This window comes from Pseudarcicella hirudinis, assembly GCF_900115665.1.
In the GTDB taxonomy this organism is placed as follows: Bacteria; Bacteroidota; Bacteroidia; order Cytophagales; family Spirosomataceae; genus Pseudarcicella; species Pseudarcicella hirudinis.
Window position 1 is genome coordinate 309,480 of the sequence record NZ_FOXH01000004.1, and the last position, 15,312, is coordinate 324,791.

Sequence of the window (15,312 nt, forward strand, 5' to 3'; positions counted from 1 at the left end):
TGTGCATTTTAGGCCCGCCCAATAGCCGTATAAAGCCCATCGTTTAAAATTTATTTAAAAACCTCATTTATCATTGTGTCATGAATTGTTAAGCCGAAATGGTTTCAAAAAAACAAAACAATTATGTCACAGAAATTGAAATTCCTAATTGCCGGAGCTACATCGGATTGTGTTCTGGTGTTATATCCAGGCATCGCAAAAGATATTAATCCGGAGGGTAAGTTTATTTCAGATAAGCCATTCAAGCCTATTTGGGGTGCTGAACTTGAATTGACGGCTAAACTTGAAATTGAGGGTGTTGCAAATGCCCATATCGATGATTTAATCGCATACCTGATTCAAAAAGGGAATTTCGAGATTGAGAGCATTACTGTTTTAGCAAATCCAGGAGAGGTTCAAAATCCTGTAAAAGAATTTGTTTTAACTGAATTGAATCCATTCAAGGAGCCTGTATCTATTCCACTTAATGCTATTCTTTCAACAGGAAAAACTGAGGACGGCCGATATTTCGATAAGCACACGCTTAACTCTCCTATTGTCTTGACTCCTCTGACTATTCTTGCCATCCAGGTAAGCGGTAGTGAGCACCCTATTGAAATTATTTTCAATGAGGGCGTAGCGAAAACTGTTTTGGAAGAGGATGATGACAAGGAAAAGGAGGCTGACAAGGAAGAGGACAAGCCTGTTTATTGAGATTTAAACAGGGTGGAATTAAGGCGTTTAACCTCATAATTTTCAAAAGGAAATGAGATTTTCAAAACAATATACAAACGGTGAAACGGTGCTCCTGTATAATACAGGGGTAAACGTTGGAGCTCGTGTAGGGGTAGTAAGTTACAAAGGAATTTTCATGATTGCCTCATACGCAGCAGATGGAACTCATGTAACCATCTTAGGTAAAGAGGGTGTTGTATCTCGATTGGCAGGAACTCCTGTGCAATTAAGTTTCACAAATGCCTTTAAGCAATCTGACGTTGATCTAATTGTGACAGAAGCGACGGTTACGAGTACACTTGGTGCAAGCATCGTTAATACTTCTGTTTTAATTTCATCGCTTCCAGGTTTTCCTACTGGATTGACCTCTGATGGTTTATTAGAGCCAGTTACAAATCTATTGTTCGAAGATGACCCTCAGACTCAGGCAATCGTTTTACAACTTGCGATTGCTAAAAAGGTGATTAATGAAAATGGATTGAATGGAGTCTATAACAAGGCTCTGAATAATTTAATATCGACATTATAACGGCTTGTTTTGGCAAGTTGATAGAACACAAATACTCTAAACTGATACAAAAATGGCAGGTGTAGTAAAAAATCTCGCTCCGGCAGGGGCAATCACACAGGGGCAAGTTATTGGTGCTCTTGACTTCGGGACTGGTGCTGATGGAAATCCATCGATCTGGACTTTTGCATTATGCGTATTTAATTCGAAACCATATCTCTTTGGACGTCACAGCTCTGCTGGAAGTTCCGCTCCATTTCTGCCATTCGACGATAACGGCGTAGCCGGTTTTGCCGTATCGGACATGGGGGTTTTACGTAGCATTATTGAAACAGCAAGCCAGCCTCCATTGGTTTACAAAACCGACGGTGCGGTTTATGCCTCAGCTGCTACAGAGACAGGGTGGTACACAGACGGTGCTGGAAATTTTCAGACAAAACCGTACACAGCTACAAGTAATGCAGATACGATTAAAAGTATCCTGCAAACAGTAGCAGGAGATTCCTCTACGACTACCACCGGAACGGGAACTGCGACTCCGGCAAAAAAATGGTTTCAAAAACCCATTAACTGGGTGTTAGGTGCCGTTGGTGCTGTGGTGGTTTATGTAGTGGCGAAGAAATTCATCTGGAAGTAGATAAGTGTTTTACCTCTAAATAGACAGGAGCCTGCTTACTCAGTGTAGGCAGGCTCTTTTTCTTATAGCATCTATGATAACTATTGAAGCTGCAAATAAAAATCCCCTAGTAATTGCAAGTGCAAATCTTACAGTTTGGGGTGAGTATGTAAAGGATGGAGCAATTGCAAGACTCTCAAAAAGCCTGTCTACAATCAAAACAGGTGTAAAAGTTGGGGTAGTTGTAGCTACATACTATAGCGGAGATGGTAGAAGTTTTGCAAAAGTTCAGCTTATCAATCCGGTTTCCAAGTTGCTTACTAAATACACCCACGGGTATGTTTATTTAGCTGACGTGAATTTATTTGGTGCTGCAGTAACTCCGACAACAAACGGAAAAACCTATTGGTGTACTGGAAGTCAGGTAAATATCAGAAAAAGTCCTTCACTTACTTCTGCTGTTATGGCAAAGTTGGACAAGGGTGATATTATCGGACAAAGCGACGGCGTTCTCTCCGGACAATTCTTGAAATTTAATCTGGCATTGGGCGGAATTGGATATGTAGCGACTCAATACTGCACGCTGAAATCACCTGAACTGCCTGTAGTTACTCAGCCATTAACCGTTAAAGATCCGGCATCGGGAAAAGATACAACTGTTCAAATTCCGGTTGTTCAACCCATAGAGGGATCAATAGACTGGTTGAGACTAGGCGTAAGTATCGTAGCCAGTTTCGTTGGAGGGGTTATTCTAAGAAAAATCTTTAAGAAGAGAGCATGAAAATTCTAAATACAATCTGGGGTGTCTTAACTAAGATATTTTCATCAAAAATTTTCTGGTATGCTGCAGCGGCAATCACAGGGTATCTTCTTATCAAGAAGTATGTGTTAAAGTCAAACGCAGCTCCGGAGGTTCTTAGTTATTCACCATCCCTCCCACTCCCGGATCAAAGCGATTCTTTTAAGACTTGGATTAGGGCAACCGGACAGCCAATGGTTGACAAACTCGGAAGTTATTTGAGCACTTGGCATCTGACGAACGGAACCCTTAATAATTACATTCTGGAAATTCAGAATTATAACGATAATCAACTGATTTACCTGATTAACGGATATAATCAGTTGTATTATACCAATAACAAGGGTTCGTTAGCTAAGGATTTGGAAGACGTGTCTTACTATACTCCGTTATCCCCGATCAGAGATAATCTGGTAAAAAGAATCAGAACATTGGAATTGAAATACTCAAAACAGTAAAAATATGGATGGATTGTTAGGAAATATTCTCGGTACGGTAAAAACAGATAATCAGATCAGTCTTGACCAAAAGTCAGTATTAAACACCGGTATTATCCTGGGTTTGTCGGCAATTATCGCTGCTATAATCATCAAGGGCATTTATAAACTATTAGACTGGTAATGAAAACAACATCTGAAATAGAACTTGAAAAAGAATTGCTGATAATCTCTCAACAGGAAGCTGCTGAACGGATTTTGGAGATAGAAGCTGAGCAAGCCGAAATTGCCAGGGCAGAAAAGGAAGACCTCCGGAAGAGAAAGCTTTCTCTTTTAGAGGATGCCAGGCAATATGAAGCACTTGCCAGGGAGGCAAAAACCAAAGAGGACACAGACTTGAAGCTCGATTGGGCGAAAGCTGCCAGAGATGAAGCTGCGAAAATTGTAATCGAGGGCGAAACTTTTGATGAAGAATTGCCAAAAGTACAGCCAACTGCAAATAAAAGAAAACTGGGTCAGTTCATAGCGAAGTATATGCCATTCATTCAGGTTGGTGTATTAGTCTCAATGATCGTTACTCTATTGATCTCATTTTATGGTTATCAAGCCAAGATTGAACGGGCAAATTCACTTTTAAGTGAAGATGAATTGATTACCAAAAAAGTAAACGCATTCAACGACTCTAATTTACAGAGAATCGTCTTTGAGCGGCTTTTACAGAGTACCGACCTGGTATTCATTTTAATCTTCCTGCTAATTATTGCGCCATCGGTTCTATGCTACCAATTACCATTTATAAAGTCGAACAAGGATTTTTTACACGAATTCTTTTATAAGTTAACAGCATGGCAAAGAGTAAAATTTGTAGCATTCTTATTTGGAGCATTGCTTATTTATTTCGGTTTGTCTCACTCAGTCAACCAGTTCTAAGTGAGTCAGAATTAAGGCAAAAGATCGTTAAAGCACAACAGAAATACCTAACCGTCAGAGAAGATAGATACTGGAGTAACACTCAAAAAGCTTGGATTTACACAAATAGAGGTTTGGAGGTTGATAAAATTCAAAAAAGGGCGGGATGTGATCTAGGGTGCTATTGGTGCGGTGCTTATCAGGTTGTGTTATATCAGGACGCTGGAATTAATGTTAGGACTGATCTCGAAATAAAAAATCCACTCGCTGTAAAAGAGTGGTTTAATCGAGGAAGTAGAATAGTTTACAGAAGAGGTTCCGGAAATCAGAGGACAGGCGTTTTTCCTCAAAAGGGCGATCAGATGAGAATGTTCTACAGTCACATAGAAATGTATGTTGGCGACGATTGGTTGAAGGATTTTGCCAGAAAAAGAATCCCTTCCGGGGGTGGAAATACGTCAGGGGGCAAAGGCTGGCACGGTGTTTACATCACAAATCGAAATTTGAACGAAATACAGTTAGTCAGTAATCATATTAGTTTTTATTACAATAAGCAAAAAAAGCTGTGAGCCTGATTTTTATAGATAAAATTCCTGCAAACCTCAGAACCGAATTTGAAAAGAAATTAAGGGCTGTTTGTACGAATCTGAAAATCAGAAATCCGAATTGGTTAATGGCATTAATGTGGGCTGAGTCCCGATTCATACCAACCGCTAAGGCTCCGGACTCATCGGCAACTGGTTTGATACAATTTTTAGAATCTACTGCAAGTGAAATAGGATATTCAACTGCCCAGATTGCTAAAATGAATGTTGTTGAGCAGTTGGTCCCGGTAGAGAAATATCTATCGTTGCAAATTAAAAGGTATGGTATGCCTGATAATGGATATGAGTTGTATGAATTAGTACATTACCCGGCAGCGTATAAAAAGGCAAATAGTTTTGTCCTGTATTCAAAAGGTTCAGCGGCTTACAACGCAAATAAGCTGGATTATGATAAAGACGGGAATGTTACGGTATTTGAGTTAAAGACTTTTCTTGAAAAGAGCATTAACCCTTATTACGACACTTCGTTCTTGAATCAGACTGAATCCGGACAAAATGTAAATCAGTTTATCCAGGGTGTACCCAATTTTTTACTTTGGCTTGTAGTGATTAGCTTTTTCTTTTTTACGGGATTTTCACTGTTGAAACCGGGTTCCTGGAAAGCTTTTAGAATAATGTTAGTAGGAATGTTTAAGCGATGACGATAGGATTTGAAACTTTTGACATAAATCATCCGGACGCATCGAGCTTATTGATGAGTCTGGCCAGTTCCGGAATCTGGGGACACTGTGAGATCCATTTCTCAGACGGAGCGGTCGGAACAGCCGGGGACAAAAGACGGGGTGTGATGCTCATCTCTGATAAGGATAAAGTTTACAAGCCGGAAAACTGGCAGTATTTTCAGATACCAGCCAAGGCAGAACAGGAAGCGAAGGTGAGAAAATATTTTGTTGATCGCCTGGATGAAAAATACAACTGGACAGGGATTTTTGGTGGAATGATTGCAGGCTTTAACCTTACAAATTCTAACGGTCAGTTCTGTAGTGAAATCTGTTTTAATGCAATGGTTCAGGCGGGAATTATTCAAAGTTATGGATTAAAGGGCTTTCAGCTTTCACCAAGTCATCTTTTTGAAATTGTAACAAGACTGGGTTTTAAAAAAGTCGAAAAAGTATGAAAAAGTGGTTTTTTATTATTGGAATCGGGGTGAATTTGCTGATTGTAGTCGGATTGGTGCTACAATTTTTTGTCAACATAAATACGCTTAAAGAACAGCGTATGAGAAAGCAACTTGAAAATGTACCAACGAAATAAATATTTTGTAGCCATCTCCATAATACTATTCGGCTTAGGAGGGTATTTCATTTTAGACTCGATTTTTTATAAATCCAGTAGGTTAAAATCAAATCGCAAGTTTGTAGTTGTAAGAAATTAATAAAATGCCTTTAGCAATCGAAATATTGAAATCCTCTTATTACACGGCAAATCAAGTGCCAGGTAATTTGGCGGTTGTGAACCAGATCAGAACTACATATGGAGCGATCATTAAAGAGGCCTGTTCCTCTGCAAATGCACGTTTGGAAAGCTATATTTTGGAGGCACTTTTTTTCATCGAAAGTAAAGGCAATCCGAATGCTGCCAACGGGCAAGCTTACGGAATCGGGCAATTGGATACAAAAACAGCGAGTAATATTCCTTTCTGGTTGAAAAAACGGGCTAAGATTATGACGGATTCTCAGGAAGCGAAAATTTATCAATTATTTGGAAATAGTCTTGCGGACTGTCTGCTGAATCTTAAATGGGATAACGCTCCCTCAAAATGTTCCGGTACTGCAGATTCAACTAACCTGATAACAAAGCAACATTTGATAAATCCGGAGATCAATATTTGGTTGTCTGCCATGTATATGGATTTCCTTGTTGACAAATATTCTGAGGGCGGGATCATTGGAATAGGCAATCCGACAAGAGTGAGAATGGACAAAATCATTGTCCATTATAACGCAGGGCAGGGGAACGCAAACAAAGTGCCAAAGGCTTTAACACCTGCCGATACTGTAATTTTTGTGAAAAATAATATTTCAATCACAACGGCTGATTACATCAATAAGTTTATAGGCACAAATGGGCTTATAGATTCAATAACTCGAACTCTCTAAACTTTAAATAATATGGCTCTGATTACTAAGGGTTCTAAGATATACTGTTTTTCTAAGGCAGGCTGCACCGTGTTCGAGGATGAGCACTATGGGGCGCATTTTCCTGATTGGCACGAACCCATGATGCAATGGTATGGAGACAGCGGGACGACCAATGAGCCTAAAAAGTTTTTGCAGGGTTCTTTGATCGGAACTGCGACTGGCGAAAAGAAGGTAAAAGGTGACGTGCTGTATTACCAGGTTAATACCTTTTCAGAAAACCGTAGTAGCACCGGGTTTCTGGGTTGGGGTGCAGGTGAATACACGCCAAGACCGATGTTGGCTTGGGTCAGCAGTCAGGATGCCACAGATTCAGAAGATGCAGCTTTTGCAGCATTCGACAAGCGTGAAGATGGAGCTTCGATCGAAGATATTAAGAAAGCCAATGCAAACGGAGACACGGGTTATACCAAGCCTCCTAAAAGTGCTGCCGGAAGTGGTAGTACTCCGGGTACAGGAACTCCAAGTGCAAATTCATCTTCAAACAAGATTCTTCTGTATGGAGTTGCAGTGGCTGTCGTAGGGTTTGTGATTTATTTGTTTACCCGGAAAAAGAATTAACCTCTAAACCTAAATAATAATGGGAGCTTATAAAGACGCAACAGGAAAGACCCGGGTCGGAAAGGTATTACAGGATATTGGTGGCTTTTTCACAGGTATTTTTAAGAAAAAGGATACTACTGGTTCTACTGGTTCAAGTCCTGCTGGGACTTCTTCCGGATCAGACTCAAAAGGTGCGACCGGAACTTTCGACTGGGCAAGTCTTGTCATCGCCATCGGAGGAATTGTCGGTGGAGTATTAGGAATTAACTCCGGAGAAACTGCCGGGATTCCTGCTAACACGACGATTACGCCTGCGCAACAACAACAATTACAAGACGAGCAGTCGGCTAAAACCGGAAAGTTAACAATCATAGGGATTGTGCTTGTTGTAGTTGGAATTGTGTCCTATTTCATATTCCGTAAGAAAAAATAAATGGTAAATATTGGTATCATATCCCAGGTCTCAGCTTTAGACAGATCCGCCCTCTTAAAAATAAGAGATGCCCTGAATATTCAGGCTGACCAGCTAATGAAAATCAATGGATATGAAGGCCATTACGAAATTTTTGATTCTGTTTCCAGTATGCCGGATAACTATTATCCGATGTACATTAAATCGGAAATAGACCAAGCCGAACTAAACGGATATCATTGGGTTGACGAACAGAATAAACCCTATATCGATGTTCGGTACAATAGTGATTTCGATGCTCTGACTCTAACAATGTCTCATGAAGGGATTGAGACTATAGCAAATCCCAGAGTGGATAAGTTTTTGAAAGCTGATAACTTCTTGAACGAACCGAATTTGGAAGGGCAGTTCTTTTTCGAAATAGCGGACATTACGCAAAGTAAGGAATTCGCCTATCGAATAAACGGAGTTTTGGTTTCCAATTTTGTCACAAACAATTGGTATGATGCGGCTAAAATACCCGGACAAAAGTACGACTATCTTGGATATTGTACCGAGCCAAGGCAGTTGCTTGAAGGTGGTTATAAAAGCCTGAAAGTTACGGATAAACGGAATCCAAGCTTGGTCGAATACTGGCAGGCATTTAAGCAAAAGGGTGTCATTGTGTGGAAAAAATTAAATGGAAAGGATGTCGCTTTAACAGCAATCAGCAATCCGTTCCCCTGGATCATTGTCGCATTGTCGGCAGTTTTCATTTTCCTGTTTTTAATTTTTAGAAAAAAATCATAAAATATCTCAGCTATGAAAAAGACAAAATCGGCTCCTAAAAAAGCATCAACACCGGCAAAAAAGAAAGCAGTAAAATCAGGTTTGACCGCTGCTCAGAAGAGAATTAAGAGGATCAGTGAGGTTGCTACCGAGATTCAAAAAAGTGGTGGAAAGACTACCAAGACCGTAACGGTTACAAAATACAAAGTTAGCCGGATCGACGCGGTAAAACGGGCAGCGAAACAGGTTAAGTAATGTTTGCGCTTTTGCTCATAAAACTCAATTCTGAAATTACCCTCAAACGTTGGAAGTTTTTACTCTTGCGTTTGGGGGCAATAGCGTTTTTACTCGCCTGCCTGGGGTTCTGGATGTACTACCGACAAACAGATTATCGAATTAATGCGATGCAAACTGAGAATGACTATCTGGCGAAGGTATTACGAGATAATCAAGGTAAGCGGTCAGCCTTACAGAAATCATTTTCGGAGGCCATTGAAAAAGGTTTGAATACAACTTCTGAAATCGAAAAGAAAGATGCTGCAGATCAAAAAAGTATTGAAAATGCTAGTATGGATCGTCCTGATTCTGCCCGAAACGCTTTATGGAATAAATATTACGGAAGCCCTGCAAGACTCTACAGCCCGAAAAGATAGTTTAGAAATTCAGGAACCTTTATTTCTGGTTAGAAAGTCGCAAATCGATATGGCGATCAATAATAAGATTGCCCTTGACTCTCTCAGACTCAGATTTGAATTATTGAAGCTGAGTTCAAAGTCAAGCTTAGAGAATGCAAGAAATATCGGTACGCAAATATTTCAAATCTGCGATGACGATATGAAGACAGCCGGGATCATAATTGCTAACGATAAGAAGATCAGAAAGCGGCTTAATCTTAAGTTGGTGTTACAGTATATCAAAGCACCTTTGATTGGTGCAGGCTTATTTTACCTCGGAAACCTCTCAGCACAAAAAGGCTGGATAACGATCAAACTATGAGCATTTTTTCGACAATTCTCGGCGCAATATTCGGCTCTTCGGACAACAGTTCGGAGGAATTGGGGGCTTTGAAACAACAGGTTTCCAGTCTGACTAAATCTGTTAAGACATTTAAGATCATAAGCGCATTATTGGGAGTCGGTTTTATTACTACCCTTATCCTTTATTTTAGAAAGAAATGAAATTACTCAAAACCATATTCGTAATAGTTGTGATCGGGGGGATTTCTGCTCTGATCTATAAATTCCGTGTCGAACTTGGAATTGAGGAGAATACCAACGAAGCTGCTACAAATCCTGAAAACCTTACTGCTAATATTCAGCCGGACAATTTAACCAGTGAAAGCCTGGTAAGTTATACCGATCGCCAGTTGGCTACTGCCGCTATAGCATTAGCAATAAAAAATCAGCCTGTTTCCACTAATACGATAAGCTTCTACGACGCAAATAGCATTAAGGAAGGCTGGAATTATGTTCCCGGAGAGGGTTTGTATTACAGACAAGGGAAGGATTTACTTTTTATACATTCAACATTACAATAATCTCCATGACTCTGACTAAAACTCAACAATTTGTTCAGGATGCTGTTAAGCCATCAAATTTCAATGGTCTAATTAAACAGGGTACGATTGCTCAATTGCGTAGTATGTCCCCCGTTTCATCAGATTTGTCTGTCGTGTATGAAAGTACGGACATGGGTGGCGGAAAGTGGACACCTGATTTCACAGACACAACGTCTGTGGACACTACAGGTGGAGTTTTAGTTTGTGCAAACGGAGTTAGACTAAAACGCCAATTTGGTGGTAGAGCCGCTAACGTTGTGAGTTACGGAGCTGTCGGAGATGGTGTGGCGGACGATACAGCCGCGATTCAAGCTGCGTTAGATAACCATAGAGTAGTTTTTTTTCCGAAGCCGAAGTGGCGATATAAGGTTACATCTTCATTAAAAATAAATAACTACACAATGATTTATGGGGAACAATGTTTCCTCGATCAGAATACGCTCAATAATCAGACAGTTTATTATGCAGGGACAGACTGCCTTTTTACAACAACTTCTACTGATCCTGGCTCGGGCGTTTGTATTCAAATGCGAAATGTTTCTGTAGAGGGAAACAATTCTACAAACGTTGCAATGACCTCTGCTATACAGAGGCTCTCGGTTAAAAATTGTCTGTTCAGGCATTTTGATATAGGTATAGACCTTACCGCATACGCTGTGAGTGATGTGGTTGAAACGGTTATTAGCGAGTGCTATTTCATACAGTGCAATACCGGAATAAGAAGTACAAGTACATCTGGTAAGCACAATACGGATGGAATTCTGTCAAATTGTTTCTTTAGTAATTGTATTACAGGAATCAACTTAGACACAGCTCCGGGTTGGTTGATTCAGGGGAATCATTTTTACGGTCTTGGCGTAAGCCAGCAGCATATCGTAATTTCTGGATATTTGCTTAAAATACTCGGAAATTATATAGAGCCTGCTAATCAGAGAGGCATTGTGTATAAAATGACGGAAGGGAACGGGGTTTGCAATGCAATTATTGCGGACAACCTGGTTATGGTAAAAAGCGGAGAGGTTGGTATAACATTAATGTCTTTGGTTGGTGAGGCTGATGGGCTGATTGTGGCCGACAATGTTATTAATTCAGGTACTGGTCTTACAACTGGCTCAATTGGTGTATCTGTTGAGGGTTCTTTCAGGGTATATGGTACATTGTTGAACAACGATATTAACAATGTAGAAACAAAGGTTTCTACTGGAGCATTAGGTAGTATTCGATCTGGGGGATTTGAAAATAATTATTACAAATTCAGGGGGTCAAATGGCATTGAGCTTTCAAATGGTACTCGTTTGTCTGAATATTTTGGTAAGCCAACGCCAGTGCAACCATTCGGGAGCCAAGGGTTTGTTTATAATCAAGCTGGCGGGTCAGTTAACGATATTGGGGGTTGGGAGTATCGGGTCGATTTAACAACAGCATGGAAAAAAATTGTTAGCCTTGATCGACAATTGTTGGACTCAGGCGCAATGCCAACGACAGGGAGTTTCACAGCCGGTGATACAATAATGAATGATACCCCTTCAATCCTGACACTTTACGGTGTGAAATATGTAATTCAGGGCTGGAAGAGAATTACAACAGGTTCTAATCATGTCCTGGGAACCGACTGGTTTGCAATGCCAGCAGTTGATCCAACGGGAATAATAGCAATTCAGACAATCAGTGACTTAAATAGTTTAAGCGTGGCCGGATGGTTTAAAACAACGGTAAATCCAACAAACGCTCCTGCCGGTTCAAGCCCTACGGCATTTTTCCAAGGGATTCAGTTTTTATCCAATGGTGATCCTAACTACATAAACCAGTTGGTTTTCGATACCTCCGGAAATGAATACAAAAGAACAAAATCCGCAGGTGCATGGGGTAGTTGGTATAAAGTTTCTTCACGGTTGGAAGGTACGACCGCGCAACGAAATGCGATAATTTCCCCTGCTGAGGGGCAGGATTTTTATAATACCGAGACCCATGCTAAAGAATACTGGAATGGAACGGTTTGGAAAACATTAACGACAAATTAAAGATGCTAAACCTCACATATCCTACTAAACCGATCATATTCCAGAGAAACAATCAAGGCTATGCTCTCATTAAATTCTCTGGAATTTCAGATACTGCAGTAACTGCAAAATTCACCGCTTTAGAAAATTCAGCAACGGATTTTTCGGTGAACCTTCCGGTAAGTTCAAACGCCTTTCAGGCAAATGTGAAAGTTCCGCAGGGTTTGTACAAATTAACTGTTTCAAACGGCACGGACTCTAAAGCACTGGATTATCTCGGAGTTGGGGAGGTTATAGTTTGGTCAGGACACTCATTTGCCGATGGTTATGGGATAGGTTCAGATACCTCTCCCCTGGCGTTCTTCACAGAAAATTTCTGGAAAAGAAACGATCCGGATCAGTATAAGAAGCCCGAAGAGGTTTCAAGGTACATTGACAATATCAGACAGGAAACAGCAAGAGGATTGCCCGCCAGAGTTGCAACCCAAATCGCAGAGAAATTGAATGTTCCTGTTATGTTCTACCATTGTGCCTGGGGAGGCACTCGCATGATGGACTGGGCTGATAGTGCAAGCGGTGTAATTACCGGAAGAGAATACGCAGGGTATAAGCCCGGATATGATACTGCGGGTTATCCATACAGAATTCTGGGCGAAACCCTGAAAAATTTCGTTCAGGAAACAGGTGCAAGAGGTGTACTTATTGTACATGGGGATAATGACCGAGATAAGCAGTTCACGGAAAGTATTCTGGTAGATGGTTGGAAAAGACTGATCGAGAAAATTCGTCAGGATGCTAATTTTCAGCTGCCAGTTTCGTTAGCTCGAAGCTGCATTGATCCGGATTTTCCAGAAATTGTAAGAAGTACCAATACTGCGATTACCAGTAATCCAAGCATGTTCTACGGCCCTGACTTATCTCAGATAGGAGCTTCATACCGAATTTCAGACGGATTGCACCTTAATGACTCAGGAGAGATCAAGGTCGCTCAGGACTGGACTAGCATGTTAATTTCTCAGAATTTTTTCACTGCAAATCCGAAACCGACACCAACGTTCGCTGAGATTACTAAGATTGTGCAGACAACGGCAGCGCAAATCAAGGAAGAGGCAAATACCTCTGTAGCTGCAATTGCCTTAGGACTTGCTTTTATAGCGATTTTGGCTATTTCTTTAATCACAAAATTCCGTTGGTTTGTAGCATTGGTATTTACGTTGTTAGTTGCCGGAATTTCATACCTGATTGGATATACGAATCTTTTTAAGAAATCGGGTTCCTGATCGTATCGAATGAAAATGCGCTGCGATATCGCATATGAGTAATTTCAGTTACAATCCGGAGCGACTCGCCATATTTTACGATGTTGGCCGGAAACGGAGAAAAATTTGATTCAGGATCTTACACAAAAATGAGATAGATGAAACATTATTTTCAAAAACCCAAAGCATCAGATTTGATTGAAATGCCTTCATTTGATAAGTTACGTACTTTCTCTCGGATTTGTGGTGTGATCCCTAAAGCTGCTTCTCAGGCTGAAAAGTTGTCTGAGCAATTTAAAGGAAAACCCTTACGGACTACTCTGTTTTCAGTTTATAAATTTTGTCGTGAAAATATAAATTACAGGGAAGATGCTCAGGGAATAGAGCAGATCAGATTACCAAGTCAAACCTGGTATGATAGAAAAAGGGGTGTCGATTGCGAAGATTTCGCAATTTTTTGTTCAGCAATATTAATTAATCTTAAAATACCACACAGGGTTTGCATGGTTGATTATGGAAACGGGTGGCAGCATGTTTTAATTTTAATCCCTTCGAAAAATTGTAATTATATCTTGGACCCGGTAAATCCAGGATTCAATAAACTTAAGGCATATAAGAGAATAAAGTATCAATCATTTTAGGTGAAAGAAAATGGAATATTACGGAATCGAAAGTTATTCAGATGCTCAAGTGAAAAAGCTCGGACTTGTGGGACTATCTGGATTGGGTAAAATTGTATCAAGTGGAACAAAATCATCTATCTATGATATTATCACTGAGCGAATAATTGAGATTATTCAGAGCAATGACAATCTCGTTTGGAGGAAATCGTGGACTACTAACAAGGAAGGACAACCGAACTTTCCAATGAATTATTCAAGCAAGCTTAATTATCAGGGCTTCAATGGATATTTCATTAAATGGCAAATGGTTGCCATCAAACACGATTGCCCCTATTTTATGACCTATAAACAGGTTACGGAAAAAGGAGGGAATATCAAAAAGGGTGCTAAGGCTTATACAGCATGCTTTTACACTAGGGATTTATACAGGCATTTGCAGACCGGAAAGACGATTACTGCCATTAAGTATAAAGAATTGTCAAATAGTGAAAAGGCAAATTATCAACAGTCGTTCACCTTGAAAGTTTACAACATTTTCAATGCAAACGATATTGAAGGTATCAAGTTTGACGAGAAGTGGAAAGGGGTTGCTGTATCGAAAAAGGAGCAAATCGCTAATTGTGAGAAAATTTATACAAAAATGCCGAATAAACCACAGTTACATTTTGGTGGAGATCGGGCTTATTACACTCCAAACTTTGATTCAGTGCAAATGCCTAATATTACTGATTTTAAAATCCCACAGGAATATTATTCAACGCTTTTCCACGAGTTGGTACATTCAACTGGGAATTCGGAACGGTTGAACAGAAAATTCGGTAAAGGAATGAATGATCCTCAGTATGCTTTTGAAGAGCTGATCGCAGAATTGGGTGCTTCGTATTTATGCGGACATACCAAAATTGATTATTTCACCCTTAATAACTCTGCAGCATATATTAAAAACTGGAAAAAGTCGGTAGTTGAAGAACTAAGAGCCAACAACAAGGCAATATTCAAAGCAGCATCCGATGCACAAAAATCATGTGATTATATTCTCGGGAAGTTGGATAAGGAAATCTATCGAAAATTTAAGGGTAAGGTTGAAACGCCCAAAGTCGGAGATAAGTCTCGCCCAGTTTTCTCAAAAAGCCTTAAATTACGGGAAGAAAAGGAAAGGTTAAAAGGAGATGTTTTGATGCTAACAATCCGGGTAAAAAAGAATGCGAAGTTTAAAGAAAAGCTGGCGTTAGAATTAGATAAATATCTGAAAACTTTAAATGGGCTATCTGGATTAGATTCGGAATTAACAAGTTTGAAAGCAAAGAAGAAATTCCTGACTAATTTATTGAAGGGGGATAATGATGATTTTCGGGTAATAGGTAGAAGGGTTGGTTTGAGTTATCGGACATCACCCATCAAGAAAAAGTAAGTTAATTACTCC

General features: G+C 40.0%; 23 protein-coding genes. All 23 read left to right on the forward strand.

All coding sequences use genetic code 11. From position 1 onward, the window contains the following. Nucleotides 1–123 precede the first annotated feature (123 nt). Nucleotides 124–693: a hypothetical protein gene (locus BM179_RS09415; RefSeq protein WP_092015775.1), complete on the forward strand. Its 570-nt coding sequence runs from the start codon at nt 124–126 to the stop codon at nt 691–693. A gap of 52 nt (nt 694–745) precedes the next feature. Continuing rightward, nucleotides 746–1,243 (forward strand): hypothetical protein, encoded by a 498-nt coding sequence (locus BM179_RS09420; protein WP_092015778.1) that lies wholly within the window; start codon nt 746–748, stop codon nt 1,241–1,243. 52 nt (nt 1,244–1,295) lie between these two features. Then, nucleotides 1,296–1,859, forward strand: a complete 564-nt coding sequence (locus BM179_RS09425) for a hypothetical protein (RefSeq protein ID WP_092015781.1) — start codon at nt 1,296–1,298, stop codon at nt 1,857–1,859. A 73-nt stretch (nt 1,860–1,932) separates the two neighbouring features. After that, nucleotides 1,933–2,619, forward strand: coding sequence for an SH3 domain-containing protein (locus BM179_RS09430; protein ID WP_092015784.1), 687 nt, complete (start codon nt 1,933–1,935; stop codon nt 2,617–2,619). Further along, nucleotides 2,616–3,095, forward strand: a complete 480-nt coding sequence (locus tag BM179_RS09435) for a hypothetical protein (protein WP_092015787.1) — start codon at nt 2,616–2,618, stop codon at nt 3,093–3,095. The genes BM179_RS09430 and BM179_RS09435 overlap by 4 nt, the downstream gene beginning before the upstream one ends. Nucleotides 3,096–3,099: 4 nt before the next feature. After that, nucleotides 3,100–3,258 carry a hypothetical protein gene (locus tag BM179_RS25255; protein ID WP_177219351.1) on the forward strand — a complete coding sequence of 53 codons (159 nt, stop codon included), beginning with the start codon at nt 3,100–3,102 and terminating at the stop codon, nt 3,256–3,258. After that, nucleotides 3,258–4,004, forward strand: coding sequence for a hypothetical protein (locus BM179_RS09440; protein WP_092015790.1), 747 nt, complete (start codon nt 3,258–3,260; stop codon nt 4,002–4,004). Before BM179_RS25255 ends, BM179_RS09440 begins: the two co-directional genes overlap by 1 nt. A 544-nt stretch (nt 4,005–4,548) precedes the next feature. Then, nucleotides 4,549–5,229, forward strand: a complete 681-nt coding sequence (locus BM179_RS09450) for a lytic transglycosylase domain-containing protein (RefSeq protein WP_092015796.1) — start codon at nt 4,549–4,551, stop codon at nt 5,227–5,229. Beyond that, nucleotides 5,226–5,705, forward strand: a complete 480-nt coding sequence (locus BM179_RS09455; protein WP_092015799.1) for a hypothetical protein — start codon at nt 5,226–5,228, stop codon at nt 5,703–5,705. Before BM179_RS09450 ends, BM179_RS09455 begins: the two co-directional genes overlap by 4 nt. Beyond that, nucleotides 5,702–5,842, forward strand: coding sequence for a hypothetical protein (locus BM179_RS25260; RefSeq protein WP_177219352.1), 141 nt, complete (start codon nt 5,702–5,704; stop codon nt 5,840–5,842). Before BM179_RS09455 ends, BM179_RS25260 begins: the two co-directional genes overlap by 4 nt. A gap of 125 nt (nt 5,843–5,967) precedes the next feature. After that, nucleotides 5,968–6,687 carry a lysozyme family protein gene (locus BM179_RS09460; protein ID WP_092015801.1) on the forward strand — a complete coding sequence of 240 codons (720 nt, stop codon included), beginning with the start codon at nt 5,968–5,970 and terminating at the stop codon, nt 6,685–6,687. Nucleotides 6,688–6,699: 12 nt separating this feature from the next. After that, nucleotides 6,700–7,287, forward strand: coding sequence for a hypothetical protein (locus BM179_RS09465; protein ID WP_092015805.1), 588 nt, complete (start codon nt 6,700–6,702; stop codon nt 7,285–7,287). A gap of 19 nt (nt 7,288–7,306) precedes the next feature. Further along, complete coding sequence (locus BM179_RS09470; RefSeq protein WP_092015808.1) at nt 7,307–7,702, forward strand: hypothetical protein; 396 nt, start codon at nt 7,307–7,309, stop codon at nt 7,700–7,702. Further along, complete coding sequence (locus tag BM179_RS09475; protein ID WP_092015811.1) at nt 7,703–8,470, forward strand: hypothetical protein; 768 nt, start codon at nt 7,703–7,705, stop codon at nt 8,468–8,470. It begins immediately after the preceding gene. A gap of 12 nt (nt 8,471–8,482) precedes the next feature. Then, the gene (locus tag BM179_RS09480) at nt 8,483–8,704 is read left to right on the forward strand and encodes a hypothetical protein (protein ID WP_092015815.1); all 222 of its coding nucleotides are present in this window, start codon (nt 8,483–8,485) and stop codon (nt 8,702–8,704) included. Then, nucleotides 8,704–9,102, forward strand: a complete 399-nt coding sequence (locus tag BM179_RS09485) for a hypothetical protein (RefSeq protein WP_143095194.1) — start codon at nt 8,704–8,706, stop codon at nt 9,100–9,102. Before BM179_RS09480 ends, BM179_RS09485 begins: the two co-directional genes overlap by 1 nt. Next, entirely contained in the window at nt 9,011–9,445 is a 435-nt protein-coding gene (locus BM179_RS09490) for a hypothetical protein (RefSeq protein ID WP_143095195.1), read from the forward strand. Before BM179_RS09485 ends, BM179_RS09490 begins: the two co-directional genes overlap by 92 nt. Next, nucleotides 9,442–9,627, forward strand: coding sequence for a hypothetical protein (locus BM179_RS09495; protein ID WP_092015824.1), 186 nt, complete (start codon nt 9,442–9,444; stop codon nt 9,625–9,627). The genes BM179_RS09490 and BM179_RS09495 overlap by 4 nt, the downstream gene beginning before the upstream one ends. After that, nucleotides 9,624–9,986 carry a hypothetical protein gene (locus BM179_RS09500; RefSeq protein ID WP_092015827.1) on the forward strand — a complete coding sequence of 121 codons (363 nt, stop codon included), beginning with the start codon at nt 9,624–9,626 and terminating at the stop codon, nt 9,984–9,986. Before BM179_RS09495 ends, BM179_RS09500 begins: the two co-directional genes overlap by 4 nt. Before the next feature lie 5 nt (nt 9,987–9,991). After that, nucleotides 9,992–12,028, forward strand: a complete 2,037-nt coding sequence (locus BM179_RS09505; RefSeq protein ID WP_092015830.1) for a glycosyl hydrolase family 28-related protein — start codon at nt 9,992–9,994, stop codon at nt 12,026–12,028. 2 nt (nt 12,029–12,030) lie between these two features. Beyond that, the gene (locus BM179_RS09510; protein ID WP_092015833.1) at nt 12,031–13,287 is read left to right on the forward strand and encodes a hypothetical protein; all 1,257 of its coding nucleotides are present in this window, start codon (nt 12,031–12,033) and stop codon (nt 13,285–13,287) included. 137 nt (nt 13,288–13,424) lie between these two features. Continuing rightward, a complete protein-coding gene (locus BM179_RS09515; protein ID WP_092015836.1) occupies nt 13,425–13,907 on the forward strand; it encodes a transglutaminase-like domain-containing protein in 483 nt (160 codons plus the stop codon). Between the two features lie 10 nt (nt 13,908–13,917). Further along, a complete protein-coding gene (locus tag BM179_RS09520; RefSeq protein ID WP_092015839.1) occupies nt 13,918–15,300 on the forward strand; it encodes an ArdC family protein in 1,383 nt (460 codons plus the stop codon). Nucleotides 15,301–15,312 lie beyond the last annotated feature (12 nt).

What these genes read in the sequence shown, in the direction of transcription:
- BM179_RS09415 (WP_092015775.1), top strand. Translation starts at nt 124, where the DNA reads ATGTCACAGAAATTGAAATTCCTAATTGCCGGAGCTACATCGGATTGT.
- BM179_RS09420 (WP_092015778.1), top strand. Translation starts at nt 746, where the DNA reads ATGAGATTTTCAAAACAATATACAAACGGTGAAACGGTGCTCCTGTAT.
- BM179_RS09425 (WP_092015781.1), top strand. Translation starts at nt 1,296, where the DNA reads ATGGCAGGTGTAGTAAAAAATCTCGCTCCGGCAGGGGCAATCACACAG.
- BM179_RS09430 (WP_092015784.1), top strand. Translation starts at nt 1,933, where the DNA reads ATGATAACTATTGAAGCTGCAAATAAAAATCCCCTAGTAATTGCAAGT.
- BM179_RS09435 (WP_092015787.1), top strand. Translation starts at nt 2,616, where the DNA reads ATGAAAATTCTAAATACAATCTGGGGTGTCTTAACTAAGATATTTTCA.
- BM179_RS25255 (WP_177219351.1), top strand. Translation starts at nt 3,100, where the DNA reads ATGGATGGATTGTTAGGAAATATTCTCGGTACGGTAAAAACAGATAAT.
- BM179_RS09440 (WP_092015790.1), top strand. Translation starts at nt 3,258, where the DNA reads ATGAAAACAACATCTGAAATAGAACTTGAAAAAGAATTGCTGATAATC.
- BM179_RS09455 (WP_092015799.1), top strand. Translation starts at nt 5,226, where the DNA reads ATGACGATAGGATTTGAAACTTTTGACATAAATCATCCGGACGCATCG.
- BM179_RS25260 (WP_177219352.1), top strand. Translation starts at nt 5,702, where the DNA reads ATGAAAAAGTGGTTTTTTATTATTGGAATCGGGGTGAATTTGCTGATT.
- BM179_RS09460 (WP_092015801.1), top strand. Translation starts at nt 5,968, where the DNA reads ATGCCTTTAGCAATCGAAATATTGAAATCCTCTTATTACACGGCAAAT.
- BM179_RS09465 (WP_092015805.1), top strand. Translation starts at nt 6,700, where the DNA reads ATGGCTCTGATTACTAAGGGTTCTAAGATATACTGTTTTTCTAAGGCA.
- BM179_RS09470 (WP_092015808.1), top strand. Translation starts at nt 7,307, where the DNA reads ATGGGAGCTTATAAAGACGCAACAGGAAAGACCCGGGTCGGAAAGGTA.
- BM179_RS09475 (WP_092015811.1), top strand. Translation starts at nt 7,703, where the DNA reads ATGGTAAATATTGGTATCATATCCCAGGTCTCAGCTTTAGACAGATCC.
- BM179_RS09480 (WP_092015815.1), top strand. Translation starts at nt 8,483, where the DNA reads ATGAAAAAGACAAAATCGGCTCCTAAAAAAGCATCAACACCGGCAAAA.
- BM179_RS09485 (WP_143095194.1), top strand. Translation starts at nt 8,704, where the DNA reads ATGTTTGCGCTTTTGCTCATAAAACTCAATTCTGAAATTACCCTCAAA.
- BM179_RS09490 (WP_143095195.1), top strand. Translation starts at nt 9,011, where the DNA reads ATGCTAGTATGGATCGTCCTGATTCTGCCCGAAACGCTTTATGGAATA.
- BM179_RS09495 (WP_092015824.1), top strand. Translation starts at nt 9,442, where the DNA reads ATGAGCATTTTTTCGACAATTCTCGGCGCAATATTCGGCTCTTCGGAC.
- BM179_RS09500 (WP_092015827.1), top strand. Translation starts at nt 9,624, where the DNA reads ATGAAATTACTCAAAACCATATTCGTAATAGTTGTGATCGGGGGGATT.
- BM179_RS09505 (WP_092015830.1), top strand. Translation starts at nt 9,992, where the DNA reads ATGACTCTGACTAAAACTCAACAATTTGTTCAGGATGCTGTTAAGCCA.
- BM179_RS09510 (WP_092015833.1), top strand. Translation starts at nt 12,031, where the DNA reads ATGCTAAACCTCACATATCCTACTAAACCGATCATATTCCAGAGAAAC.
- BM179_RS09515 (WP_092015836.1), top strand. Translation starts at nt 13,425, where the DNA reads ATGAAACATTATTTTCAAAAACCCAAAGCATCAGATTTGATTGAAATG.
- BM179_RS09520 (WP_092015839.1), top strand. Translation starts at nt 13,918, where the DNA reads ATGGAATATTACGGAATCGAAAGTTATTCAGATGCTCAAGTGAAAAAG.